The sequence below is a fragment of the Psychrobacter halotolerans genome (assembly GCF_039680845.1).
Taxonomy (GTDB): domain Bacteria; phylum Pseudomonadota; class Gammaproteobacteria; order Pseudomonadales; family Moraxellaceae; genus Psychrobacter.
In genome coordinates, this window is the sequence record NZ_JBDKWD010000002.1 from 259,524 (window position 1) to 285,373 (window position 25,850).

Annotated in this window: 17 protein-coding genes; 15 read left to right on the forward strand and 2 right to left on the reverse strand. The window is 37.7% G+C overall.

Annotation, left to right across the window (positions count from 1 at the left end; genetic code table 11):
• Nucleotides 1–204: 204 nt before the first annotated feature.
• The 12 genes from lpdA to AAJP47_RS04850 all read left to right on the forward strand — a co-directional run bounded on the left by lpdA (nt 205) and on the right by AAJP47_RS04850 (nt 19,585).
• Complete coding sequence (gene lpdA / locus AAJP47_RS04795; RefSeq protein WP_346716769.1) at nt 205–1,659, forward strand: dihydrolipoyl dehydrogenase; 1,455 nt, start codon at nt 205–207, stop codon at nt 1,657–1,659.
• A 146-nt stretch (nt 1,660–1,805) separates the two neighbouring features.
• The gene (sucC, locus tag AAJP47_RS04800) at nt 1,806–2,972 is read left to right on the forward strand and encodes an ADP-forming succinate--CoA ligase subunit beta (RefSeq protein WP_062843560.1); all 1,167 of its coding nucleotides are present in this window, start codon (nt 1,806–1,808) and stop codon (nt 2,970–2,972) included.
• Between the two features lie 138 nt (nt 2,973–3,110).
• Nucleotides 3,111–3,986, forward strand: a complete 876-nt coding sequence (gene sucD, locus AAJP47_RS04805) for a succinate--CoA ligase subunit alpha (protein WP_346716770.1) — start codon at nt 3,111–3,113, stop codon at nt 3,984–3,986.
• A gap of 613 nt (nt 3,987–4,599) precedes the next feature.
• Nucleotides 4,600–5,745, forward strand: a complete 1,146-nt coding sequence (wecB, locus tag AAJP47_RS04810) for a non-hydrolyzing UDP-N-acetylglucosamine 2-epimerase (protein ID WP_346716771.1) — start codon at nt 4,600–4,602, stop codon at nt 5,743–5,745.
• A 24-nt stretch (nt 5,746–5,769) separates the two neighbouring features.
• Nucleotides 5,770–7,014, forward strand: coding sequence for a UDP-N-acetyl-D-mannosamine dehydrogenase (gene wecC, locus AAJP47_RS04815; protein WP_346716772.1), 1,245 nt, complete (start codon nt 5,770–5,772; stop codon nt 7,012–7,014).
• 29 nt (nt 7,015–7,043) lie between these two features.
• Entirely contained in the window at nt 7,044–9,326 is a 2,283-nt protein-coding gene (locus tag AAJP47_RS04820) for a glycosyltransferase family 4 protein (protein ID WP_346716773.1), read from the forward strand.
• Nucleotides 9,327–9,340: 14 nt separating this feature from the next.
• Entirely contained in the window at nt 9,341–11,338 is a 1,998-nt protein-coding gene (locus AAJP47_RS04825; RefSeq protein WP_346716774.1) for a heparinase II/III family protein, read from the forward strand.
• A 115-nt stretch (nt 11,339–11,453) separates the two neighbouring features.
• Nucleotides 11,454–13,076, forward strand: a complete 1,623-nt coding sequence (locus tag AAJP47_RS04830) for a hypothetical protein (protein WP_346716775.1) — start codon at nt 11,454–11,456, stop codon at nt 13,074–13,076.
• A 371-nt stretch (nt 13,077–13,447) separates the two neighbouring features.
• Nucleotides 13,448–15,913: a glycosyltransferase family 4 protein gene (locus AAJP47_RS04835; RefSeq protein ID WP_346716776.1), complete on the forward strand. Its 2,466-nt coding sequence runs from the start codon at nt 13,448–13,450 to the stop codon at nt 15,911–15,913.
• 24 nt (nt 15,914–15,937) lie between these two features.
• Complete coding sequence (locus AAJP47_RS04840; RefSeq protein ID WP_346716777.1) at nt 15,938–17,800, forward strand: heparinase II/III domain-containing protein; 1,863 nt, start codon at nt 15,938–15,940, stop codon at nt 17,798–17,800.
• Nucleotides 17,801–17,822: 22 nt separating this feature from the next.
• A complete protein-coding gene (locus AAJP47_RS04845) occupies nt 17,823–18,812 on the forward strand; it encodes a hypothetical protein (protein WP_346716778.1) in 990 nt (329 codons plus the stop codon).
• Complete coding sequence (locus tag AAJP47_RS04850; protein WP_346716779.1) at nt 18,812–19,585, forward strand: hypothetical protein; 774 nt, start codon at nt 18,812–18,814, stop codon at nt 19,583–19,585. Before AAJP47_RS04845 ends, AAJP47_RS04850 begins: the two co-directional genes overlap by 1 nt.
• A gap of 70 nt (nt 19,586–19,655) precedes the next feature.
• On the opposite strand, the gene AAJP47_RS04855 is transcribed toward AAJP47_RS04850, so the two are convergent.
• Nucleotides 19,656–20,720 carry a hypothetical protein gene (locus AAJP47_RS04855; protein ID WP_346716780.1) on the reverse strand — a complete coding sequence of 355 codons (1,065 nt, stop codon included), beginning with the start codon at nt 20,718–20,720 and terminating at the stop codon, nt 19,656–19,658.
• A 38-nt stretch (nt 20,721–20,758) separates the two neighbouring features.
• Entirely contained in the window at nt 20,759–22,087 is a 1,329-nt protein-coding gene (locus AAJP47_RS04860; protein WP_346716781.1) for a NosD domain-containing protein, read from the reverse strand.
• Between the two features lie 59 nt (nt 22,088–22,146).
• On the opposite strand from AAJP47_RS04860, the gene AAJP47_RS04865 reads away from it, so the two are divergent.
• The 3 genes from AAJP47_RS04865 to pgi all read left to right on the forward strand — a co-directional run bounded on the left by AAJP47_RS04865 (nt 22,147) and on the right by pgi (nt 25,819).
• Entirely contained in the window at nt 22,147–23,196 is a 1,050-nt protein-coding gene (locus tag AAJP47_RS04865; protein WP_346716782.1) for a CgeB family protein, read from the forward strand.
• Between the two features lie 73 nt (nt 23,197–23,269).
• Nucleotides 23,270–24,145, forward strand: a complete 876-nt coding sequence (locus AAJP47_RS04870; protein WP_346716783.1) for a UTP--glucose-1-phosphate uridylyltransferase — start codon at nt 23,270–23,272, stop codon at nt 24,143–24,145.
• 3 nt (nt 24,146–24,148) lie between these two features.
• On the forward strand, nt 24,149–25,819 hold the full coding sequence (gene pgi, locus AAJP47_RS04875; protein ID WP_497198684.1) for a glucose-6-phosphate isomerase: 1,671 nt from the start codon (nt 24,149–24,151) through the stop codon (nt 25,817–25,819).
• Nucleotides 25,820–25,850: the final 31 nt, after the last annotated feature.

Consider the following 25,850-nt stretch of genomic DNA (forward strand, 5'->3'; position numbering starts at 1 on the left):
TTAGTATCGATGCTCGCTTGACACATTAAATACTCAATAGATTTAATAAGAAAATTTGGTCAGCATTGTTTAGTAGTTTTTATAATGAATAATCGCATTACGCCAATACAGGGTAATGGCTACGGATTGAAGACAATATTCATTGATAAAATTACTTGCAGTAAGAATGACAAATACATTTAGAATTAGAAATAGGAACGTACTATGAAAGACAATTATGATCTAGTCGTCATCGGCGGCGGTCCTGGTGGCTATGAAGCTGCTATCCGTGCAGGCCAATTAGGTATGAGCGTTGCTTGTATCGAAAAACGTGTTTATAAAGGCGAGCCTGCGCTTGGCGGTACTTGCTTGAATGTGGGTTGTATCCCATCAAAAGCATTGCTTGACAGCTCACACCGTTACGAAGCGACCAAACATGATCTACAAGAACATGGTATCACTACAGGTGATGTAGCCATCGATATCGAGCAAATGATTGCGCGTAAAGAAGGCATCGTTAAGCAATTAACAGGCGGCGTTGCAGCATTACTAAAAGGCAATGGGGTTGACTGGCTACAAGGCTGGGGCACATTGGTTGACGGTAAAGGCACTGACAAAAAAGTTAAGTTCACTGCTTTAGAAGACGATAGTGAGACGACCATCACTGCCAAAAATGTCATTCTTGCGGCAGGCTCTGTCCCTATCGAAATCCCAGTGGCTAAAACTGACGGTGAGCGTATCGTTGATTCTACCGGCGCACTTGATTTTACAGAAGTTCCTAAGCGTTTAGGCGTAATTGGTGCCGGCGTAATCGGTCTTGAGTTGGGTTCAGTATGGCGTCGTCTAGGTAGTGAAGTGGTTGTATATGAAGCACTGCCAAGCTTCCTTGCTGCTGCTGATACTGACATTGCTAAAGAAGCGGGTAAAATGCTGAAAAAGCAAGGTCTTGATATTCGCGTTGATACCAAAGTCACCAATGCTGAAGTCAAAGATGGTCAAGTAGTCGTCACTAGCGAAAATAAAGGCGAGTCATCTGAAGAGAGTTTTGATAAACTGATCGTTTGTGTGGGTCGCCGCGCCTACGCAGAAAAACTACTGGGTGATGACAGTGGTATCACCTTGACTGAACGCGGTCTCATCGACGTGAACGATCAATGTAAAACCAATCTTGACGGCGTATATGCTATTGGTGATTTAGTACGTGGTCCTATGCTTGCCCATAAAGCAATGGAAGAAGGCATGATGGCGGTTGAGCGTATTCATGGTGAAAAACCTCAGGTTAACTATGATACGATTATCAACGTGATCTATACGCATCCAGAAATCGCATGGGTTGGTTTAACTGAGCAAGAAGCTGAAAAAGCGGGCTATGAAGTTAAAACAGGCTCATTCAACTTAGCAGCCAACGGCCGTGCCCTCGCGCAAAGTGAAGCACAAGGCTCTATCAAAGTGGTTGCTGATGCGAAAACGGATCGCCTATTAGGCATGCATGCTATCTCTGCTGGCGCTGGTGACATCGTCCATCAAGGCATGATCGCGATGGAATTCGTCTCTAGTATTGAAGATTTACAGCTAATGACATTTGCGCATCCAACGATTTCAGAAGCTGTGCATGAAGCCGCTCTGTCTGCAGATGGCCGTGCTATTCATGCCATTCAGCGTAAAAAGCGTAAGAAATAAGTAGTTATTGTAATAAGTACCGACTTATAACCTGATGGTAGCGTGGCTATATCAAGTCATCGTTATCATCATAAGTGCGCCGGACATCAGTCCGCGTGTACTTGTTTTCACTTTTTATTAATTGTAAAAAATAAAGGATACAATCAATGAATCTACATGAGTATCAAGCAAAAGAGCTATTAAAAAGCTACGGACTGCCTATTCAAGAAGGCATCATTGCCCATAACGGCGACGAAGCTGCCGCGGCTTTTGATAAAACGCCAACTGACATTGCGGTCATCAAAGCGCAAGTACATGCAGGCGGCCGTGGTAAAGCGGGCGGTGTAAAACTGGTTAAAACTCGTGAAGAAGCCAAGCAAGTTGCAGAAGAGCTTATCGGTACTAACCTAGTAACGTTCCAAACCGACGCTGATGGCCAGCCAGTGAACTTCGTATTGGTTGCAGAAGATATGTACCCAGTACAAACTGAGCTATATCTTGGCGCAGTGGTTGATCGTGCGACTCGTCGTGTGACTTTCATGGCATCAACCGAAGGTGGTGTTGACATTGAAGAAGTGGCTCACAACACGCCAGAAAAAATCTTCAAAGTAAATGTAGATCCTTTAGTTGGTCTATTGCCTTTCCAAGCACGTGACGTCGCGTTCAAACTAGGCTTAGAAGGCAAGCAAATCAACCAGTTCGTTAAGTTGATGACTGGCGCTTATAAAGCATTTGTTGAAAATGACTTTGCTTTGATGGAAATCAACCCATTGGCCGTTCGTGAAAATGGCGAAATCGTTTGTGTTGATGGCAAAATCGGTATCGATTCAAATGCCCTTTATCGTCTGCCAAAAATCGCAGCGCTACAAGACAAAACGCAAGAAAACGAGCGTGAGCTTAAGGCCGCTGAATTTGATCTAAACTACGTTGCTCTAGAAGGTAACATCGGTTGTATGGTTAACGGTGCTGGTCTTGCCATGGCGACCATGGATATCATCAAATTGTACGGCGGCAAGCCTGCTAACTTCTTGGACGTTGGCGGCGGCGCAACCAAAGATCGCGTTGTTGAAGCGTTCAAAATCATTTTAGAAGACAGCAGTGTTGAAGGTGTTCTTATCAACATCTTCGGCGGTATCGTACGTTGTGACATGATTGCAGAAGCCATTATCGCTGCGATCAAAGAAGTTGACGTAAAAGTACCTGTGGTTGTTCGTCTAGAAGGTAACAACGCTGAGAAAGGCGCGCAAATTCTAGAAGAATCTGGTCTGAAATTGATTTCAGCTCAAGGTCTATCTGACGCAGCTCAAAAAATTGTCGATGCTGTTAAAGCGTAAATCTATAAACATAGTTGCTTAAGCCTAGTAGTCAAAGCGTAATAGCGGTTTTTTGGTATAAAAATAAATTGTTACTAATGAATAGTTCATTTCTCCATTAAGCTGCTATCACAAGACAACCGAATAAAGGAAAACATAATGAGTGTATTAATCGATAAAGATACCAAAGTATTGGTACAAGGTTTTACTGGTAAAAACGGTACGTTTCATTCTGAACAAGCCATTGAATACGGTACGAAAGTTGTTGGTGGTGTTACGCCAGGCAAAGGTGGTCAAACTCACCTCGGTCTACCAGTATTTAATACAATGGCGGAAGCCATGGAAGCAACTCAAGCTGACGCTTCTGTTATCTATGTACCAGCCCCATTTGTACTAGATTCTATCATCGAAGCCATCGATGCAGGCGTTAAATTGATCGTTGTGATCACTGAAGGCGTTCCAACTATCGATATGCTAAAAGCCAAGCGCTATCTTGAAGCAGCAGGCGATGTACGTTTGGTTGGCCCTAACTGCCCAGGTGTTATCACCCCAGGTCAATGCAAAATTGGCATCATGCCAGGTCATATCCATCAGCCAGGTAAAGTGGGTATCATCTCACGCTCTGGTACATTGACTTATGAAGCCGTTGCGCAAACGACTAAGCTTGGTTTTGGTCAGTCTACTTGTATCGGTATTGGCGGCGACCCAATCCCTGGTATGAACCAGATTGATGCATTGAAATTGTTCCAAGACGATCCACAGACTGAAGCGATTATCCTAATCGGTGAAATCGGTGGTACTGCTGAAGAAGAAGCGGCTGCTTACATCAAAGACCATGTCACTAAGCCAGTTGTTGGTTACATCGCTGGTGTCACTGCTCCTGAAGGTAAGCGTATGGGTCATGCGGGCGCGATCATCTCTGGTGGTCAAGGGACTGCTGAAGAGAAATTCAAAGCCTTTGAAGATGCTGGCATCGCGTATACCCGCGATCCATCTAAACTTGGTGACAAGCTAAAAGAAGTTACTGGTTGGTAATGTTAATGTAGGCTAGGTAAATGTCTACAGTTTAAATACTAAAACTTTATTGAAATGAAACAAAGACACCCCTACAATGGGGTGTTTTTTTGTGTATTGGTATCTCTCTAAAAATTGTTGGATACATAGATTAAAGCTATTTATACAATAATACTTACGAACATAAGTTGTATTATCAATATAGCTTAGCTAGGTATTTACAAATCTATTCACTTGTTTTCTAATGCCATCGAATGATATCTTGAGTTTAGTAAGAAGAGCATCACAAAGGTATCTAAAATCTCTTAGATAAAAACCTATATACTTCTGCCCAGATAAGCAAGTTTTAGTAAATTTTACCTGTTAATCTCTAGTTTAATGATAAGGCCTTTATACTAGAACCGATAGGTGCTTATTTAAACATCATGAGATAAGGTTATCTCTTACAGGAACAATATTCCCAACTGTCATACCAGTTCTACTCGAGCAAGAAGGCTACTTGTTTGGTAAGCACCGTCACCCTTTACTAAAATGTATGAGGAGAGGTTGCGTTAGAAAGGTATAAATTTTAAACGCTATAGTTATAAGTGTATAATTTATTCTAAAAATAAATGAACATTTACAAGAGGTATTTATGATAAGAGTACTCAGTATATTTGGCACACGCCCTGAAGCAATTAAGATGGCTCCAGTAGTAAAAGCACTAGATGCTAATCCAGATATTGAATCTTTAGTTTGTGTGACAGCTCAGCACCGTGAAATGCTTGATCAAGTGTTAGCGTTATTTGAAATAAGACCAGATTATGATTTAGATATCATGAAGTCAGGACAGAGTTTAACTCAGGCTAGTTCAAGAATGTTACTCGCTCTCGAGCCCATCCTTGAAGATTGTAAGCCAGATCTCGTACTAGTCCACGGCGATACCTCAACTACATTATGCGGGGCTCAAGCTGCTTTTTATCAACAGATTCCTATTGGTCATGTAGAGTCTGGATTACGGACTTATAATATTTATTCTCCTTGGCCAGAAGAAGCCAATAGACAACTCACCAGTATTATCACCAAACTGCATTTTGCACCTACTAAAACAGCGGCTCAGCATTTATACGATGAGCACAATAATCCTGAGTTCATTTACGTTACTGGTAATACAGTAGTTGATGCTTTGTTGGATGTTAAAGAAAAGCTCGAAAACGATGAATCATTAAGAAACCAGTTACAACGTCAATTTTCTGAGTTAGACTTTACAAAACGTCGTGTATTAATTACAGGTCATCGTCGAGAAAATTTTGGTGGTGGTTTTGAGTCAATCTGCCAAGCGATTCGAGAACTTGCGCAAAAATATTCTGATTATGAGTTCGTTTATCCTGTTCATCTCAACCCTAATGTTAAAGAACCAGTAGAACGCCTACTTCAAGGTCTTAATAATGTTAAATTGATTGAACCACAAGATTATCTTCCGTTTGTTTATTTAATGAGTACCAGTCACATTATTTTGACGGACTCAGGCGGTATTCAAGAAGAAGCGCCTTCGCTTGGTATTCCAGTACTAGTCATGCGTGAAACCACTGAACGTCAAGAGGCAGTTGACGCGGGTACAGTTAAGTTAGTTGGCACTCATCATGCGACTATCGTTACTGAGGTTAGCAACTTAATCGAGAATGAGGCTTTGTATCTAAAAATGAGTGAGGCTCATAATCCGTATGGTGACGGTAAAGCTTCACAGTATATTGCGGACACAATCGTCAATTTTTTTAGTGAAAAAGACTCTTCAAAATAATTATATATATTCAATGAGGTAATAATGAAAAATATTTGTGTGTTCGGTTTAGGTTATATTGGTCTACCTACAGCAGCGATGTTTGCTCATCATGGGGCTAATGTTGTTGGGGTTGATGTCAATCCTCACGCTGTAGAGACGATTAATCAAGGTAAAATTCATATTATAGAGCCGGGTCTAGAAGCAATCGTTAAAAAGGCTGTGGATAACAATAAGCTCAAAGCTAGCTTAACGCCAGTACACTCCGATGCTTACCTCATTGCAGTACCCACACCTTTTAAAGGCGATGATCATGAGCCTGACCTGTCTTATATCCGATCTGTCAGTAAAGCGTTAGCACCATTACTAGAAAAAGGCGATGTTGTAATCTTAGAGTCAACTTCTCCAGTAGGCGCTACTGAGAAAATGGTCGAATGGCTAGCGGAAGAGCGCTCTGACTTGACTTTCCCTAAATATCACGAGCCCGACGTTGAAGCTGATATTTTTGTTGCTTATTGTCCTGAGCGTGTATTACCAGGTAAAGTTATTGAAGAACTCATTTCAAATGATCGTATTATTGGTGGTATGACTAAAGAATCAACTAAAAAGGCACAAGAAGTTTATCGTATTTTCGTAGAAGGAGAGCTGCTAGAAACTAACTCTCGTACCGCTGAAATGGCTAAACTAACAGAAAATGCATCTCGTGATGTAAGTATCGCTTTTGCCAATGAACTCTCTATTATCTCAGACAAGCTAGATATCAATGTGTGGGAGCTGATTGAGCTGGCCAATCATCATCCACGAGTTAATATTCTTCAACCAGGTGCAGGGGTAGGTGGTCATTGTATCGCAGTAGATCCTTGGTTCATTGTGAATCAAAATCCTGAAGAAGCTAAAATCATTCGAGCGGCTCGTGAAATAAATGATAATAAACCTAACTGGGTTATTGAAAAGATTAATGTTGAAATTAATCGTCTAAAGTCTGAAGGTGTTGAGAAACCAACCGTAGCATTATTAGGTTTAGCGTTCAAACCAGATATTGACGATTTGCGTGAAAGTCCTGCAGTCAATATTGCTAAGAAAATGCTTGAAAATCAATCCGCTAACATTTTGCTGGTTGAGCCTAATATTGATAAACTACCAACAGCCTTAGAGTCAGGTAAGCTTTCCTCTTTAGATGACGCTATGAAGGTAGCAGATGTTGTTGCTATTTTAGTTGCACATAACGAATTCAAGAAGGAGCCCCTGAAAAGTAGTGTGGCAGTTATTGACGCTGTAGGCATTATTTAAAAACAATACTAGACTTAAGAGTAATACAAATGAAAAATAAAGAGACGGCTAAAAATGAGTATCAAACGATATCTTACCGCTTAGGTAAAGCGTTGATTGATGCTAAAACGGTTGAAGGAGCGTTAACGTTACCTTTGAAGTTATATCATTTGAGAAAAGATGCTAAAAGCCGTCAGACTCGGAAAAAACCGAAGTTAAATTACGAACAAATTCTTAAGTCTAGTCCACTTGATAAAGTGCTAATAACCGTACATAAAAAGCATGGATTATTGGGCGTCACAGAGTTTTTGGAATGGTACGATGTTTCAAATAAAGAAAAATCTAATATAGTGTATGACAATGCACTGACGGTTAAAGAGCGGGATATTAACCTTTATAAAACCTTAATGGGCATGTCTGTTAAGTTAAAATCTAATAAAAGAAATCTAAAAGCGTACGCATGGAGTAACTACCATCTAAGAGATTTAGATCAATTAGAAGTGATAATAGAAATGCTCCTTAAAGAGGGAAATAGAACGAAGGATAAAGAGTATTTCGAATTAGTGGATTTATTCACGAAAAAACTAAATTATCTTATATCTGAGAAAAAAATAAATAAGCTAGAAGGTTACGATGTTTCTTATGAAGAAAATCTATTGGATTATAATGCTGATAAATTTTCTGAATCAGTTTTAGAGTTTTACTTTAAGTACGGTAAAGAAAAGCTTGCCCAGTTTATAAAGTCAAAATCCTCTTATATGAAAAAAACTGATAGAGCTTTTTTATTCATTAAAGTTTCAAAAGTCTTATCCGCTCACGATAAAGACCTAGAAACATACTTCTGTGAAGAAGCTTTGAAAATAGATCAAAGCGAAAAGACGCTAAGAGCCAGTTTATGGGCTTATCAAAGAAGTCAAGATTTTGGTAATACAGCAATAGTTTTAAGAAAACTTGTTCCTATTTTAGAGAAGTCTTCAGACGACAAACAAAAGTCTTTATTAGAAAAAATATATAAGTCTCCTGCCTATAGCTTGTTGATAGAAAGCGAGATCGTGAGCGAACCTCAAACTAAAATAGACGCTATTCCGAAGAGAGTAGCGTATGTTCTTCATAATAGTTTCCCCTATTCCTCTGGTGGCTACGCTACTAGAGCTTTTGGAGTAAGTGAAGGACTAAGAAGTCATGGATTTGAAGTAGTCGTTATTAATCGTCCAGGTTTCCCGTTAGATATTAAAGATGAGCTAAGCGTTGAAGATGTACCAGAAGTCGAATCAATAGATGGGTACAAATATATACGTTCTCTATCGATATCTCGCAGAGGGATGACGCCTTATGACTACATGTTAGAAGCCGCAAATGTACTAGAAAAACGGTTTCTAGAATACCAGCCTCAATACGTTATAGCAGCATCTAATCATATTACAGCTATTCCCAGTCTGATAGCAGCAAAGAGATTGGGGATTCCATTCTATTATGAAGTACGTGGTTTATGGGAAATTACTCGCGTTTCACGTGAGCCTGAATTTGAAAAAAAACCTGCTTACACTGTACAAGTTCTGCTTGAGACTTTGGCAGCGAAACATGCTGATCACGTTTTCACCCTGACACAACCAATGATTAACGAATTAGTAAAAAGAGGAGTGGAAAGCGAAAGTATTTCACTGGTTCCTAATTCATGTTCACCAGAAAACTTTATTCCAAAAGAACGTGATATGGAATTGGTGAAAGAACTTAAAATTCCAAATAATGTCCCTGTGATTGGTTATATAGGAACTTTTGTACAGTATGAAGGATTAGATAACCTAGCAGAGGCTTGTGCTCTACTTAAAATGAAAGGTGTACAATTCAGACTACTATTAGTTGGTAATGAAAATGCTTCGGGTCAAGAAGTAGGTCCTATCACTGCTAAGATTAGCGAAATTGCTACTAGCTACGGTTTTGCTGATTGGTTAATCATGCCAGGACGTATACCTTTTGATGAAGTTGAGAGCTATTACTCACTCATAGATATTGCGCCTTTTCCTCGAAAACCCCAACCAGTATGCGAACTAGTTTCTCCAATGAAGCCTTTAGAAGCATTGGCTATGAAAAAAGCTGTCTTAGTCTCTAGTGTTCAAGCATTAAAAGAGATGGTGGTTGAAGAAGAAACGGGGTTGGTGTTCGAAAAAGGTAACATTAACGACCTTGCGGATAAGTTGCAATTATTGATTGATAACAAGGGTTTGAGACATACTTTGGGCGAAAATGGACGGGTTTGGGTTGAGCAAGAGCGAAATTGGGTCAAAACGACTGAGACTATCAAAGACCAATTGATGTTAGACGCTTATAGCTAATAATGAGACAAGTAATGGAAATGGCAGAAGTTATAGAAATTAGCAACTCAGCTATGGTAGACATTAGTTATGATGGGTTAAAAATCGATGTGAAGGTTTTACCAAAGGAAAAAAATGAAAACATAGAGTGTGCATGTTATCTATATTCTAATGATCAAATAATGTATAAAAGTGACTACAAATATAACAATAGCCATATATTCTATCTTCCAAAAAAAGATGCTGTTGATTTGAGAGTTAAAGTGTTTTTTAGAAGTATAGAAAAACCTTCAGTGAAAAAATCAAGGTACTACCCAGTTATAATTAAAGAAGATTTTAGATATTCCTTTTTAAGGTCTAACCTTGAGAAAGTGTCTTTAAATGACAGTGAGATAATAATTTCTACGGTCGAATCTATTCAGCTATATGAAAAAGAAGGTTTTAAACCTAGGAAAGATAGCGTTCCATATGTTCTGACTGTACCTATAGACTGGTCATTTGATCCATTTGATGATAGAAATTGGATGTATCAACTACATGCTTGGAGAATGTTAGAGCCTTATTTTAACCGAAACAATATCGAAGATTTGGACTATATAGCTAAAATTATTAATGACTGGATATATTTCGAAAAAAATAATACAAGTGAATGGCTATGGTATGACATGTCAGTAGGTCTACGGGCGCTTAAAATCAGTCTTTACTTGAAATATTGTTATGAAAAAGGTGTGGATCATCAAATTTTGGATTTAGATTACTTTTTTCACGAACATTTAAGGCATCTTAGTAATCCGAAAGAACTTAATTCTGGTAATCATGGGTTGTTCCAGTTACATGGGCTTAAAAGCCTAGTTTATGTTTTAGCAAGTTGTAATAAGGACGCATACTCTATTGAAAACATAAGAGCTTATGCTAATGAGCAAATGGGAAAGCTAATTACTTCTCAACTAGGGCAACATGGGGTGCATACAGAAAATTCACCTGACTATCATTTTTTTACCCATAAAAGATTAATAAAAATGGTTAATTCACCTTGGTGGAATGACCTAGATGCGGCTATTTTAAATCTACTTAAGCAAGGAGAGCTGGCAAAGGCATGGTTAGTTTTTCCTAACAATAAATGCGTGCCTATCGGTGACTCACACACTGGTTCAGCTATCAGTAAACTACCTAAGCTAGAGAGCTGGCCACATGTGAAATTTGACAAATATATCGGTGCAAAAGTAGATGGCTATGCAATTATCAGATCATGTGAAACAACCCCAGTAAAAAAATCATCATTCTTGTTTTTTCAAGGATCATTTTATAGCCATCACCATAAACATAGTGATGATCTTTCTTTGATTCTACAAGAAAATGGGGTAGATTTATTAATCGATTCTGGTAAATATGGATATCATAAGGATAAGTATCGAGAATATTTTTTGAGTACATCCTCTCACAATACTATTGAGGTTGACGAACAAAGCACCACTCGTAGCCAAAACTATACCTATGGAAGTGCGATTGCACAAGAACCAAAATATATTGATGGTTTTTGGGTATTAAAAGGTAAAGTGGATCATAAAGTGAACCAGTATATTCATGAAAGGATTTTAGTATATAAACCTAAAGAAGAACTATATGTCATTGATATACTTATTAATAAAAGAAGCGATAGCCTGAGAAACGTAAATCAATGGTGGCATTTTGACACTGATACAGAGGTCGTTATAAAAGAAGAGAAAGTTCTTGTACAAACTAACAAAAAGCTTATGACAGAAATAACCTCTCAATGTTCAAATAATCAAATAAATTATCACACATATAAAGGTTACGAATCAAACGGAAAACTTATTGGATGGGTTTCTAAAAGCTATCTTCAATATGAACCAACTTCTACTCTAAGAATATCTACTATTTTGGATAAGAAAACTACAATATTGACTAGGTTTATACTTAGTCAAAAACTCCTAGTAGAACCGACTATATCTTTGATTAAAGACCAAATTATAACGAAAAACTTTAACTTATATTCTTATATAAACGATTAAACCTATTAGACTGTAAACCGGTATCAAGAATACTTATGGAGATGGTGATTAAGCTTATCTTTATTATTTGGTTAATCTAATCATAGCAACCCTTAATTTTTAGTTTGGGAATAAAATGCAAAATAATGCTACATATCTTCTATCTAGTTTTGAGAAAAATCCAGATGAATTTTTCCAAGGTTATTGTTTCGATAAAGAGAATTTTATATTCGGACAGTCAGGGGCGGATGAGTATCTAAAAGCTACTGGTAAAGATATTTCTTTTGGGGAGGATGGTTGTTATATCTTAGCAAAGAAAGTTGCAGAAAATTTTGTAATAGGATCAGATAGTGCAGGATATAAGAAAATACTATATTTTCACGATAAAAACTTGGGAGTTTGGGTGGTTTCAAATTCTATAGTTTTAATGATTGAGCATTTAACTAAACACTCTATTCAAATTACCCCTAATCTCGAATCTTTGTTAATGTTGTCTATAGAGATTTCTGCAGCCCAACAACCTATGACATTTGACACTATTGTTAAAGAAATCAGTATACTTCCAATCAATACCGTGCTTACAATAGGAAAAAATAACCTGAGCATTGAAAAAGTCCAAGATAAAGAAGTAGATATTATTAACTATGATGAAATAATACTAAACTTTGCTAATATGTGGGCTTCTAGGTTCTCAACCCTAATGTCATGTGAAAATGTATTAATACAACAAGCATTGACAGGAGGGTTGGATTCTCGCGCTGTATTTTCACTATCTCATCTTGCTTACAACAATATTGACTCTTCCAATAACTCTGACTATAGGCTATCAAGTTATTTAACTAACGGAAGTGACATAGATATTAAGATAGCCGACAAAATATCATCTTATTATGGTTACGAACTTAACCGTAAAGGAAACTCTGTTTATAAAGTAAAATATTTAAGTGATGAAGATAATTATTTAACTTGGAAAAACACATGCTTAGGGCTTTATCAGCCAATATACTTTCCTGAATCTGAAATCGACTATAAGAAAGTTAAAATAGGAGGAGGTGGTGGTGAGAACTACCGTCCTTTCTATACCAAGCGGCCTAATACTAATAACTATAAGGATTTTGTTAGACTTTTATGTAGTAAACTAAATAAAAAAAATCTTCAATTAGGCTTTGCTATTAATTTATATGAAACATTATTACGTATACAAGATCTAGATCAATGTGGTAAAGAGATAGATCCTTTAATTCTCCATTATAGACATTTCAGAAATCGATTTCATACAGGCTTATCTCCACAGTATCGTGTTAGTTTCAATCCTTTAAGTTCTAAATACCTAGCCAATATAGCAAAAAAAGATAATTCTAAAAAAATCCAAAATCTTCAAGTTCTATATGATCTGATAAATCTTACTGATGATTTATTGAATTTGCCTTATGATGATCCTAAAAAGGCACCTGTAAAAGAAAACTTTGATCAACTGATTAGAGTTAATTCTAATATTTCCATAAAAAAAGGCTCCATCTTTGTAGGACAGTCTGTTGAAAAAGATATCAATTCAAAAAGTTCTAAGAGTGTAGTGTTTAAATACTTGAAGGAGGATTTTGATAGAGCTTGTAATACTAAACTAGTAAAAGAATTATGGAATGAAGATTTTATTAATAAAGCTTCTATAGCTTTAGATAAGGCTATAGTTAATGGGAAGTTCGCTAGCGCTAAAGAAGGTATTCCAATATCTACTATTATTGCAACTGGTTTGTTTTAAAAAATACTGTCATTAGTAAATAATCATAAGACGATTTAATATTAATTTTAAATAAGAATACTTTACTAGAAATAAATAGTTTTTTATTTAGATAGCATAGCATAGCATAGCATAGCATAGCGAAGAGGACTAAAGTTCATACTCAAGCTATCTACTTAAAGTAGAAGAAATACCAGATTAAGTAGATTTTTTAAATGTATCATATTTTTTTGGCATCTAAAAAAACCCTAATTTTAAGAAAGGTAGAAAGTATTTTAGATCTTCCGATGAAATTAGTTATGTTTTATGTCTTTATTTCAAGATTAAAATTACCCTATTTTTTGTTGAGTAGTCACATATTATATTAGAGCCTAAAAATGGAAGGAATAAACTTGAAAAATGAAGCATTTGAAGCCCAGATAGAAAGTTTGGGCAGAGCTATTAGCGAAGAAAATGGGCTAATTGTTGCAAATACTGAAAAAGTAGAAGGTATACGTTATGCCTTTTATTTATATGCAAACCAAATGCTTATTGAAAAATCAAGTTATATTTTGGAAAGTGTTTTTACTTTTAAAACAATCCCCACCAGTAGGAATATTTCTGTAAAATTCTTTTATTTAGATGATTTGGGGAATAAATATTCAGTAAAAGAAGAAAAATTATTTGACTCAGTACTTTTAGAAAAATCGAAAGAAAATTTCCTAAAAGGTTCAGATACTGAATTTCTTGAAGACAGTCTAATTCTTTTGTTGAGAAATGACTTATCTAGTTTAATTGCCTTCTTTGAAGCAAGATATATGGGTTTAGATAACAAGTATAAATCTCGTCTATATATCCAGCTAATAAATCATGCAAAAAGCAACGGCTTCGTAAAATCTAATTTACAAGTCTTGAGTAAAATTGCTCTATCTCTTTATGAAGATAGATATACATTAATGACTCATGCTGGTATATGTATAAATACTGGTAGTATTGTAGAAGCCAACCAAGCAATCATAAAACTTCAAAAAAAATATCAAGTTGAAGATGAGAAAATAGCTAAACTTAAAGAGAGTTTACTGTCCACGCTTGAAAAGAATATAAAGAAAATTGAGCTAAATGGTAAGTCGATTAATATAGTAAAAAGTGGTAGTAAACAACACACTGAAATAGCTTCTGAACATATTAAGCTACCTAAGGACAAGTATACTGAAGAATATGTCCTCACTATATTAAATAAAGATGGGGCTGATGGTCTTATAAAGCTTATAGATAGTGAAACACTGAGTAATAAAGCTAAGGCCACACTTGCACTAAAAGCGGCTAAAGTAGTACGTAGTTATACAAACTCTCGTCCGAAAGATTTTGAGCGCGATACTAATCTGCTAGCCTCATATGCTTATAGCCTTGATAAAAACGAAAGTACATTACGTAATGTTTATTTTGCGTACCAGCGTACTCTTCAATACGATAAGTTAAAAGAAATAATTAAATTATTGCGAGTTATTGCTGGTAATGACCCGACACAACGGCAGCGTAAGTTACTGTGGTCTACTCCAGAGCATTTATTGACATTAACCAGTCAAGTACCTGAGTTCAATACTGAGATAGCTTATCAACCAATTGCTGGTCGAGTCTGTTATGTCATTCATAATAGCTTACCGTATTCTAGCGGAGGTTATGCCACTCGAGGTCATGGACTACTAACGGCGCTAAGAGGTCAGGGAATAGACATTTATGCTACCACTAGGCCTGGTTACCCGCATGATATTAGTCAAGTCCAAGTAGAAGATGTAGCACCAGCTGATCAGATAGATGATGTAGTATATAAGCGTTTACTATCGCCTTCTCGCCGTGAATACTCAAACTACGAATATATACTAAAAGCGGTCGATAGCTATAAGCAGGCTTTTGAGGTAGATAGACCTGCACTCATTATAGCTGCATCAAATCATTTAGATGGATTGCCAGCTATGTTTGCAGCGCGTGCTCTTGGTATCCCATTTATTTATGAGATACGAGGCTTTTGGGAAATTACTCGACTCTCAAAATATCCTGAATTTGAGCAGGACCCTATGTTCGAAGTAGAAAAGCGCCTAGAAGCGGTTGTTGCAGAAAATGCCGATCATGTATTTACCCTTACGCAAGGCATGGTGGATGAACTAGAATCCAGAGGTGTGCAAACTCAAGGACGGATCACTCTATTACCTAACTCATGTAATATTGAACGTTTCAATCCTATATCGAAAGATGCAGAATTAGCAGCTGAACTTAATATACCCTTAGATGTGCCCGTTATAGGCTATGTTGGCACATTGGTGAGTTATGAAGGACTTGATGATCTTGCTTTTGCTTGCTCTAAGCTTAAGCAGTTGGGCTATGAGTTTAGATTATTGATAGTTGGTAATGAGGATGCGACAGGGCAGAGTAAAGGGAGTATCATCAATCAAGTAGAACAGATTGCCCAAGATGTAGGCTTTATGGACTGGCTGATTATGCCAGGCAGAATACCTTTTGAACAAGTTGAACGCTATTATTCGCTGATCGATATTGCTCCGTTCCCTCGTAAAGCATGGCCAGTGTGCGAGATAGTCCCTCCTATGAAAACACTAGAAGCACTTTCGATGAAAAAGGCGGTGTTAGTATCAAGCAACAAAGCTTTAACAGAAATGATAACTCATGATGTGAACGGTCGTGTCTTCGAGCGTGGTAATACAGATGATTTGGTATTGCAGCTTCAATATTTACTTGATCATCCAGAGAAGTGGCTAGGCTATGGTGAGGCAGGACGTATATTCGTTGAGAATGAACGTACTTGGCAGCGTACGGCTGAAAAGGCGTCTTTAATAATTGGTCGTATTTTAAATACTTCTGCTTAATCACTATACTATAGATAACTTCTTATGAAAATTCCTTATGAAAATCTGACAAGTAGAAAAAAGTCGAAAGAAGAAGCGACTCTAGAAGCATATGACATTCTTGAAAAAGGTTGGTCACGTAGGAACTATCCATTCATAGATATAAATAATTCAATACCATGGGCGCTTAGTTCACAAGATGAGCGCTCATGGAACTTTTATATTCATTCTTGGGATATGATAGATATCTTATTGTATGCCTATGATAAGGCTCCAGAAGATAGAATATTTAAGCCAGCATTAAATATAGCTTTAGATTGGATAGATCAGTATGTAAATATAGAGGCGAATATTCCAGTCAACTATGAAAATAGTACAGATTTCGCTTGGTACGATATGGCAGTAGGTTTAAGAGCTTATAGGCTATCTTATATATATGACGCATATACACAAAATGTAGAAAAGGATGATTTGATTAGTAAAAAGCTATGGAGTGGTATCTTAGCTCATCAAGCTTACTTAAATTTAGATAGTAATATAACTTTTCATAATAATCATGGTTATTACCAAGCTGCTGGACAAATTGCTATGGGGAGACGATTCAAAGAAACGTCTCCTGTAATGGCATTTGCATTAGAGCAAGGTATATCACGATTCAAAATCATGTTAAATCAGCAGTTTACAGAAGATGGTGTCCATCGTGAGCATTCTCCAGACTACCATCGCATGGTTTACGATACATTGATCGGTGTAATAAAAGCAGATTTAATAAAAGACGAAGAAATTTTGTCATTCACCTATAAGATAGAAGAAGCTCTGTCTTGGTTTATACTACCCAATCAACATATCGCTAATTTCGGTGACTCTGATTGGCGTTTAATGCGTATAAAAAGCTCAGCTGCTGAAAGAAAATGGCAAACGCCAATGATGAAGTTTGTCACAACGAATGGAGAAGCAGGGACGCTAGGAAGCAATGAGCTAAAAGAGTTTAAAGAAGCAGGTTATTTTATTGTACGTAATAGTAATTCTGTCAAAGACTTGGGTTATGATAAATACAGCTATCTTGCACAAACGGCAGCTTTTCATTCTCGTACTCACAAGCATGCAGATGATTTGAGTTTCATATGGTATGACCGTGGGTATAATATCTTAATAGATGCAGGTCGATATGGTTATATCGGTAAAGCTGAAATGGGTACAGAGCTATGGTCACAAGGTTACTGGTATACTCACCCTAGCAGGTTATATTGCGAGTCTACACGCGCGCACAACACACTAGAGTTTGATGGTAAAGATTACATGCGTAAGGGGGTAAAACCTTATGGAAGCGCAACTAAAAGATCCAAACAATATCTAAATGGTCTCACAGTACTTGAAACGGAATGTAAGCACAATAAGAGTATTAGACATGCAAGGGTGCTGATATACATGCCTAATCAATGGCTAATTGTATTTGATTGGTTCAAAGATAATTTGGATGATATCCATGATGTCAAGCAATGGTTCAATTTTGATCCAGGACTTAAACTTATCAAATTGGAAGATGCTTACTATACTAAACTAGATAGTAATACTGAGCTACATGTGACAAGTCTGCTCAATGGCGTTCAAGGATCTGAAGTCATGCGTGGGGTAGAAAAGCCAAGATTACAAGGTTGGTTTTCACCAGCAGAGCGAGAGTTTATACCTTCGGATTCTATTAATTTTAGTCAGTCTAAAGTTAATACTAGTTCATTTGCTACGTTGTTTAGCTTTAATAGTATTTGTGAAAAGAAATTAGAAGATAACTTTGCTAATACATCAGGTAGGAAGTTATATTTTACTTGGGTAGATGATATTGGCGTACATGAGTTTTCATTGCTTAGAGAAGAAGATTTAGAGTTTAAAGTAAAATATACACTTAAATAAAAATTAATTTTTGGAGAAAGAAATGAAACTTATTGGCGAGTTTACCTTTAATCCTTATCTAGAGAAAGAATTGGATGAAAAAGTCAGACTAGTTATACATGATAATGTGAAGAATGAATTTAGTTTCTTAAAGGTGTTAGAATCGCGCGAAGTGTTTGTTTTAAACCACGACGAACTAGAAAGCCATTATAACTATAAGTATAAATATCAAAAACTTGATTCAGATACTAAAAGATGGACAGATTTAGGGGACGGTTATCGTTATTTAATTCCAGAGATCGCAGACGAAAGCGGTTTAAAGTATGCATTCTATCCTTCTCAAAATCCAAGTAACTATTTGGTAGTTTGTTTCCAAGCTATACAAGCAATTCCCAAATATAATTATATAAGAACAATAGCACATATTGATGCCCATAGATTATATATTAAAGATGGGTATGGAACTGACGAAAATACACATTCAAGTTACTATTTAAATGAAAATAATCCTATAGCAGTAGATAATTTAGTACAGAGTCTAATAAGCGCTTACGTTCTAGCTTTAAATATTCCTAAAGCTAATACAATATTTATTGGATCAAGTAAAGGTGGTTATGCAGGGTTATACCATGGTTATAAGTTTGGAGCTGGCCATATTGTAGTTGGTGGTCCACAAACGATGCTTGGAGATTATTTGTGTGTGTACTCAGATGCTTCTATCAGATCTCCTATATTTAGAGGGATTTTTGGTGAAGAAAATGAGACTAAAAAAGAATACGCCAATAACCTTATGTATAAAGTATTAGAAAAAGCTGAAAAGCCATTTCCTAATACTAGAATACATGTTGGTAAGGGGGAGCCACACTACATTGAACATGCTGTTCCTTTTATGAAATGGGTTGATACGTTAGAAATAAGCAATGTGGAATGGGATTTTGGTGATTACAATACTCATGAAGAGTTGGCTGGTCACTATCCAATATTCCTAGAAGACTCAGTGAAAGGTATTATTAATAGCAAAGGGGTTCAATAATGAGTTCAGAATTATTGTCTAACTTCCAAGATTCTGGTATTTACGGGTTAATAACTTATCTCAATCAAAATATCGATGAAAAAAATCCAAGAGTTCAAGCATATAATTTGTTAAAAGCTGGTCGCGAATTAGCTAAAAAATCAGCGGACGGAAGATTAGGCTATTTACCAGATATTGCTTTTGATTTAAGTAGACACGAGAGTGTTTATCGCATGGCAGGCTTACTTCATATTGAACTGGGTGATACTGATTCAGCTCTAAAGTGTCTGTCGTATCTGCACTACTATTATCAGGAGCAGTCTTTAGAGCCTCACGAACAGTACTCTATAATCAAGCAGCAATTAGTTGACGGTTTTGAAGACTCTGTTAATATCGAATCTCTGATAGCAGACTATCAGGAACAGTATCAACAGCAAAAAGTAATAAATAATATCAAAGAGTACCCTGAAACTATGCCAATAGAAGATGTTTCAGAACAAAAAACTTATTTTAAGCGCTTATATCGTCGTTATGGTGTTGATACTTTGATTGCTGCTATAGAGAACGACATTCGCTTTAATAATAGGACTAAGGCTGTGTTACTTATTAGAGCGAGTCGTACGATTGGTGCTATTGCAGAAGAAGGAACAAGTATTGAGTCAGTATTTGCTAGTAAAGCGCTTGAGTTAGATACCTCTAATACAGTGGTTCAAAACAGCTATCAGGCCTATATGAGAGCTGGTGACTTAAATAAGCTTACTCAGTTAAAAGAAAAATATCCAGAAACTGTATAATAATTGGATAAATTTGCAAAGAGCTGTCTTTAACATGGGTAACCAAAAACAGCTCTTTTTATCCGATTTTCTAAACAGCTATTAAAAGGGCATTTAATCTTTTATCTATTTTAGGGCAGTCAGGCTTTAGCGTGGCTGCTTTTTTTATAAACGTTAAAGCCGTCTGTCGATCATAAAAAGCATAAAGGTCACTCGCATCTCTATAGAAAAAAGAAGCATGTCTAGGTTCAGGATATTTTTTGCGTAGCATGTTTAAGCAGTGTTTCATAACAATCTGTTTTCTAGCCTCGGTCATTTGCGGATTACGATTTAACATAAATCGGTGATAGCCTATATAGTTACGCCGTTTTTTTAATGCCTCAAAAATTTCTGATTCAGACGAAAGATAATGGTCTGTCACAATACTACTAACTACCAAATCTAAAGCACCGATTTTAGATAAATGGCCAGGTATACCATGACCTACACCGGGTACTTTAATCTGTGTTGTTTGACGGCAGTTTTTGACGAAACGATTGGCTTGAAGATAGTCCAACTGAAACGTTGGGTCGTAGATAATATAGTTATTAGTTGCTTGACATCCATCAGTTGCGTCATGGTACTCATTAGTCCAATCATTATATAACGCGTAAATTCCTCGGGTCTCCCAAGGAGCAAGATTCGCGTTTAATGTTGAAAAAGGATTGAACAGGATACTCATATCAGCGGACAATGCTTTTGTATAAGTAGCTGCTGCATATCCACCCATTGAACTGCCATAAGTTATCTTTTTCGATGCATAATTTTTAAACAAGCCTTTTGACTCGATGTATTGCATTAGAGCAATGAAAGATGGATGACGATACCAACGTGTATAGTCAGATTCTAGAAAAGCACATACATTCCAGCCTTTACCCACAATGTAATCGTAGCCCCAGCCTTTTCTACATTCAAAAGTCGTTTCCTCCATATGTTCGGCTATTTGGCGATTGTCAAAGGTAAATAGCAGCGGCTTACTGTAATCTTCAATATGGATATTGATTGCATAGCCAGTGGAAAGTTCGAACTTTTCTTTTATTGGCTGACGATTACTCATCGCTCTATGAATTCTTTCTAAAGCTAATTCTGCGTCAATAGACAATGACACTGTTACCATAATAAAGCTCTTTTAGGTTGGTTTATCAAACTAAGTAACTAATTAAAATTTCCATTAAAAGTATTAGTAGTATTCCCTTTTCTAATATTCCTATCGTTGTTTGTGCCTGTATTGTTAGTAATGTTATTATGCTCAGCTTTGTCAGCCAGTCTAACAGCTACTTTCGAGTTGGTAATAATGTTATTTTTAATAATATTGTTAGAGGAAGCTAGCGAAATCGCATACTCTTTACAGTGTTGTAGGTGATTATCAGTGATGGTTAAGTAATTGAACTCCGTTTTATTAGCCATACATCCGTAGGCTGCCTTTATAATTTGGTTGCTTTTAACAATCATATGATTACCATTACAGCGTATAGCAACATGTTCAGTATCACGGATAATATTGTCAGATATAATACTCGCAGAACCAGCTGAGATCCCATCATAAAAACCGATGACTGTGTTATTAGCCACCATACAATGTTCTGCTCCATTAAGCTTGATGCAAGCACCTTTCTCTTCGATGGTTTGATCAATATAATTATTTAAGACATGAATATCACGGGATTTTTGCTCCGGTAGTTCAGCTTCTGATGACGTTTCTGCTTTCACAAGTGAGCGAATGTGATGACCGATGCATCCTTTGATAATTCCCTTACCAGAATTAAGCTCATATAAAATAGCGTCATTACCAACTTGTTCAAAGACACAAGCATCGACTAAGTTATAACGACCTGAGTCTTTATCCTTGTCGGAGTTGAAGCGTCCAAACCTGATAACATGATCTTTACAATGCGAAAAACTGACACCATATACTTGATTGTATTGCCCTTTGAAAGAGTAAACATTACTACTTTGGCAGTCTTGAATAATGCCACCTCGTACTACATTGTGTGAAGTTCCTTGTTCAAATATGGCCACGTTGTTTTTAAAATTGTGTGCATCTATATTATTTAACTCAATTTGCTTGTTGTTTTCGAACCTTAAAGCGACTTGATAGGATTTATTGGACTGAACCGTGGTCTTACCATCGAACACAATATCTGATATTTCGATAGCGTTCGTTGAAGAGTCAAACATGAGGTAACGATGATTAGTATCTTGATTACTCATAATACAAGCTTTGTGACCAAAAAAAGAAACCCCTTTTATATCTATACCTGAGACTAGATAAATCCCAGAAGGAAAAAAAAGAGACTGCTTTGTTATGGCAGCTTGATTAAAAGCCGCTTGTACAGCTTTGCTATCATCTGTAATTCCGTCAGCAACTGCGCCAAACTGTCTGACAGACAGCGAATTTTGCATAGCGAACGAAGGCTTTATATAGACACTATTGGCTAATAGCGCAAAACTTAATAAGCCTTTCCCCAGTTGACGTCTTTGCAAACCGTTTCTCCAAAATAACTATAATCTAATAGAATCCCAAAAGAAATACTAATAGTATTATGTTAGCTTCATTATTATCCAGCAACAAAACTAGAAAATTTTTAACCTTAAAATATAGGCCTAATATTTTGTTAAAGCTAGCACTAATCAGTGATGAGTTGACCTCCCAATCCTTAAATATGGTAGATTCTGTCAAGTTACTTGAAAATCAGTTACCGTACCAATTTTGGCGAAAACGTAAACCTGATTTTATTTTAGTAGAATCAGCATGGCGTGGTCACAAAGATAAATGGCGTTATAGAATAGCTAATTATCCCGATTATCCAGAACGTAATAACGTTGAGTTACGTAAACTCTTAGAAATAGCAGATAAGTATAATATTCCGGCAGTATTTTGGAATAAAGAAGATGGTGCTCATTTCAACCGTTTTATTGATTCTGCAAGCTTGTTTAAATATGTATTAACCGTCGATGCGAACTGTGTAGGGCGTTACCAGTCTATACTGGGCAATAGTGTTAAAGTAGGTGTGCTACCATTTGCGGTGCAGCCAAAGATCCATTACCCAACGATTTTACCGCCTCGTTATAATGAAAGCTTGTTTGTCGGTAGCTATAGTCAGCATATTCATAACACACGTCAGCAGTGGCAAGACATGGCTTTTACTGCTGCTGCCCCTTATGGATTGACTATCGTTGATCGCAATTCTGATCGTAAGTCAGATGTTTATCGCTACCCTAATCTTTTAAATATGACTATCAATCCTGCTATGCCTTACGATCAGACGGGTAAACTATTTAGACAGTATTCTCATTGTTTGAATGTCAATACAGTGACCAATTCTCCAAGTATGTTTTCACGTCGTCTAATTGAAATCATGGCTTGTGGTAGGTTAGCTGTGACCAATCCTAGTCTATCAGTGAGCACTCGCTTTGAAGGGATGTGTGAAGTCATTAATAGCAAAGAAGAAGCTGATGAGTTGTTTGCACAATTATCTAAAGGGTATACCAAACAACAAATCGAGATGATGCATTATGCTAGCAATCATGTGCTAGAAAATTACAATTATGATAAATGGTTACAACACATTGTGGATTTTATTGAGTTATAAATACTAGGCAATAATTAGCTAGGTTTAACTTTTTGCTCTTGAAACATTTAACTCCTAACACAGCCCAAATACTATGAAAAAAATAACCCACGCTGTCATTCCTGTCGCAGGCTTCGGTACACGTATGCTACCGCTGTCTAAGTCCGTGCCAAAAGAGCTATTACCGCTAGGTAATCGTCCAGCCATCCATTATGTCGTCGAAGAAGCGATTGCCGCTGGTATTAAGCACATCGTTTTGGTCGGTCATGCGCAAAAAAGCGCCATTGAAAACTATTTCGATATCAATGCTGAGCTGGACACCCAGCTGCGGCATAAAGGCAAAGACGAGCTGGCAGATAGCTTGAATTGGCTGCCAGATGATGTGACCGTATCCATGATACGTCAGGGAAAAGCGTTGGGTTTAGGTCATGCGGTGCTTGCAGCAAAACCAATCGTTGGCGAGCATGACTTTGCAGTCTTGCTACCAGACGTGGTGCTTGACCCTTTTACCACGGATCTATCTTCTGATAATTTAGCGTTTATGATTGATGCTTTTAACAATGACAGTCATTCGCAAATATTGGTCAATGAAGTTGCTGATGAGGACGTGCAGAAATATGGTATCGCCAAACTTGTTGATACCAGCCATGTAGATGAGATATCGGGTAGCGTTAATGCTAGCTTTGGCGTAGCAGGTTTTGTAGAAAAACCCAGCTTAGCAGAGGCACCGTCTAAACTGGCAGTGGTCGGTCGTTATGTATTTAGTAATAAAATCTTTGATTATTTGGCCAATACCAAAGCCTCTGTGGGCGGCGAAATACAATTGACTGATGCCATTGATGCGCTCATTAGCGAGTACGGCGTCAATGTGACGACCATGCGCGGTGACAGCTATGATGCAGGCGACATGCGCTCTTATATGCAAGCCTTTATCTATTTTGCCCAGCGGCAACTGGCAAAGGACGAGTAGCCTGTGGAAGAGATCAACAATAAGCTCACATACAACAATGCTCGCAGCTCTGAGCATTGGACACAACTGCAAACGCTTGCCGAGCAGCCATGGTCGTTGGCAAGCTTATTTGCGCAAGATGACGACCGTGCCACCCATTTTAGTGCTCAAGCTGGCGCGCTATATATGGATTATAGCAAGCAGTGTATTGATGAGCAGGTACTGATGAGTTTATTGCAGCTAGCAGAGCATTGCGAGTTGTCAGCACGGATTGAGGCGCTCATGCAAGGTGCTATAGTCAATACCAGCGAGCAGCGAGCAGCGCTACATACAGCGCTGCGTTTACCAGAAACCGCTGCCTTAACGCTTGAAGGACAAGACGTAGTTGCTGATGTACATCAAAGTTTGGCGCAAGTAGCAAGACTGTCTGAGCGAGTACGTCGCGGTACGTGGCGCGGCTTTTCAGGTAAAGCCATTACCGATGTGGTCAATATCGGGGTCGGTGGCTCTGATCTTGGACCACTGATGGCAACCACCACCTTAGATGAGTGGGCAGATACAGAGATAGAAGTACATTTTGTGTCCAATATGGATGGGACTCAACTCGATAACTTATTGAAGCATTTGAATCCTGAAACGACCTTATTTATCATCTCGTCCAAATCTTTTGGTACGGTTGATACCTTATCAAATGCTAAAACGGCTTTGTCATGGCTGCTTACGACCGCCAAGCTACGAGACGGTACTGAGGACTGCGTATTGCGTCGGCACTTTATTGGTATTTCAGCCAATAAAGAGAAAATGAACGTATGGGGGATTCATTCTGATCACCAGTTGCAACTTTGGGACTGGGTGGGCGGTCGTTTTTCTTTATGGTCAGCGATTGGGCTTGCCATTGCCATTCGTATCGGTATGCCTAAGTTTAAGGCGCTGTTAAACGGTGCCCATAGTATGGATGAGCATTTTGCTCAGGCTGATTTTTCAGAGAATTTACCTGTACTGTTAGGTTTGCTTGCTGTTTGGAACAGTACCTTTTTACAGGTAAATGCCCATACCGTCTTGCCTTATGATGGCCGTTTAAGCTACTTACCTAGCTACTTAACCCAGCTTGAGATGGAGAGTAATGGTAAGTCAGTGACGCGTCACGGTAAGAAGATTGATTACGATACCTGTCCAATTCTGTGGGGTGAGATTGGCTCAAATGCTCAGCATGCATTTTACCAATTGCTCCATCAAGGCACGCAGCAAGTTTCTTGCGATTTTATCGCGTGTGTCCGGCGTTATAGTGACAACGTGCAAAACGTGCCCTTACAGCAGCAGCATGAACTGTCGTTAGCCAATTGTTTGGCACAAAGTCGAGTATTGGCTTTTGGTAATACAGCTGTTGCCAACATCGCTGATACTAAAATAGTGGCTGATGCTGACAAATACAAATACTACCGTGGCAATCAGCCATCAACCACATTGCTGATAGATGAGCTGACACCGCATAGTTTAGGGGCACTTGTTGCCCTCTATGAGCACAAGGTCTATGTCATGGCAAGCATTTGGGACACCAATCCATTTGATCAGTGGGGCGTTGAGATGGGAAAACAAATGGCAGAATCTGTGCATCACGCCATGCAACATGAGAGCGATGCTCAATTTGATACGTCTACCGATCAGTTGCTACAACACATCAAACAGCGGGCTTAGTGCTTTATTAATAATCAGTGATTTGTTAATC

Coding starts and splice junctions, on each gene's coding strand:
- AAJP47_RS04820 (WP_346716773.1), top strand. CDS start 7,044: ATGAAAAATAAAGAGACGGCTAAAAATGAGTATCAAACGATATCTTAC.
- sucD (WP_346716770.1), top strand. CDS start 3,111: ATGAGTGTATTAATCGATAAAGATACCAAAGTATTGGTACAAGGTTTT.
- AAJP47_RS04840 (WP_346716777.1), top strand. CDS start 15,938: ATGAAAATTCCTTATGAAAATCTGACAAGTAGAAAAAAGTCGAAAGAA.
- lpdA (WP_346716769.1), top strand. CDS start 205: ATGAAAGACAATTATGATCTAGTCGTCATCGGCGGCGGTCCTGGTGGC.
- AAJP47_RS04845 (WP_346716778.1), top strand. CDS start 17,823: ATGAAACTTATTGGCGAGTTTACCTTTAATCCTTATCTAGAGAAAGAA.
- AAJP47_RS04855 (WP_346716780.1), bottom strand. CDS start 20,720: ATGGTAACAGTGTCATTGTCTATTGACGCAGAATTAGCTTTAGAAAGA.
- wecC (WP_346716772.1), top strand. CDS start 5,770: ATGAAAAATATTTGTGTGTTCGGTTTAGGTTATATTGGTCTACCTACA.
- AAJP47_RS04825 (WP_346716774.1), top strand. CDS start 9,341: ATGGAAATGGCAGAAGTTATAGAAATTAGCAACTCAGCTATGGTAGAC.
- AAJP47_RS04830 (WP_346716775.1), top strand. CDS start 11,454: ATGCAAAATAATGCTACATATCTTCTATCTAGTTTTGAGAAAAATCCA.
- wecB (WP_346716771.1), top strand. CDS start 4,600: ATGATAAGAGTACTCAGTATATTTGGCACACGCCCTGAAGCAATTAAG.
- AAJP47_RS04870 (WP_346716783.1), top strand. CDS start 23,270: ATGAAAAAAATAACCCACGCTGTCATTCCTGTCGCAGGCTTCGGTACA.
- sucC (WP_062843560.1), top strand. CDS start 1,806: ATGAATCTACATGAGTATCAAGCAAAAGAGCTATTAAAAAGCTACGGA.
- AAJP47_RS04865 (WP_346716782.1), top strand. CDS start 22,147: ATGTTAGCTTCATTATTATCCAGCAACAAAACTAGAAAATTTTTAACC.
- AAJP47_RS04850 (WP_346716779.1), top strand. CDS start 18,812: ATGAGTTCAGAATTATTGTCTAACTTCCAAGATTCTGGTATTTACGGG.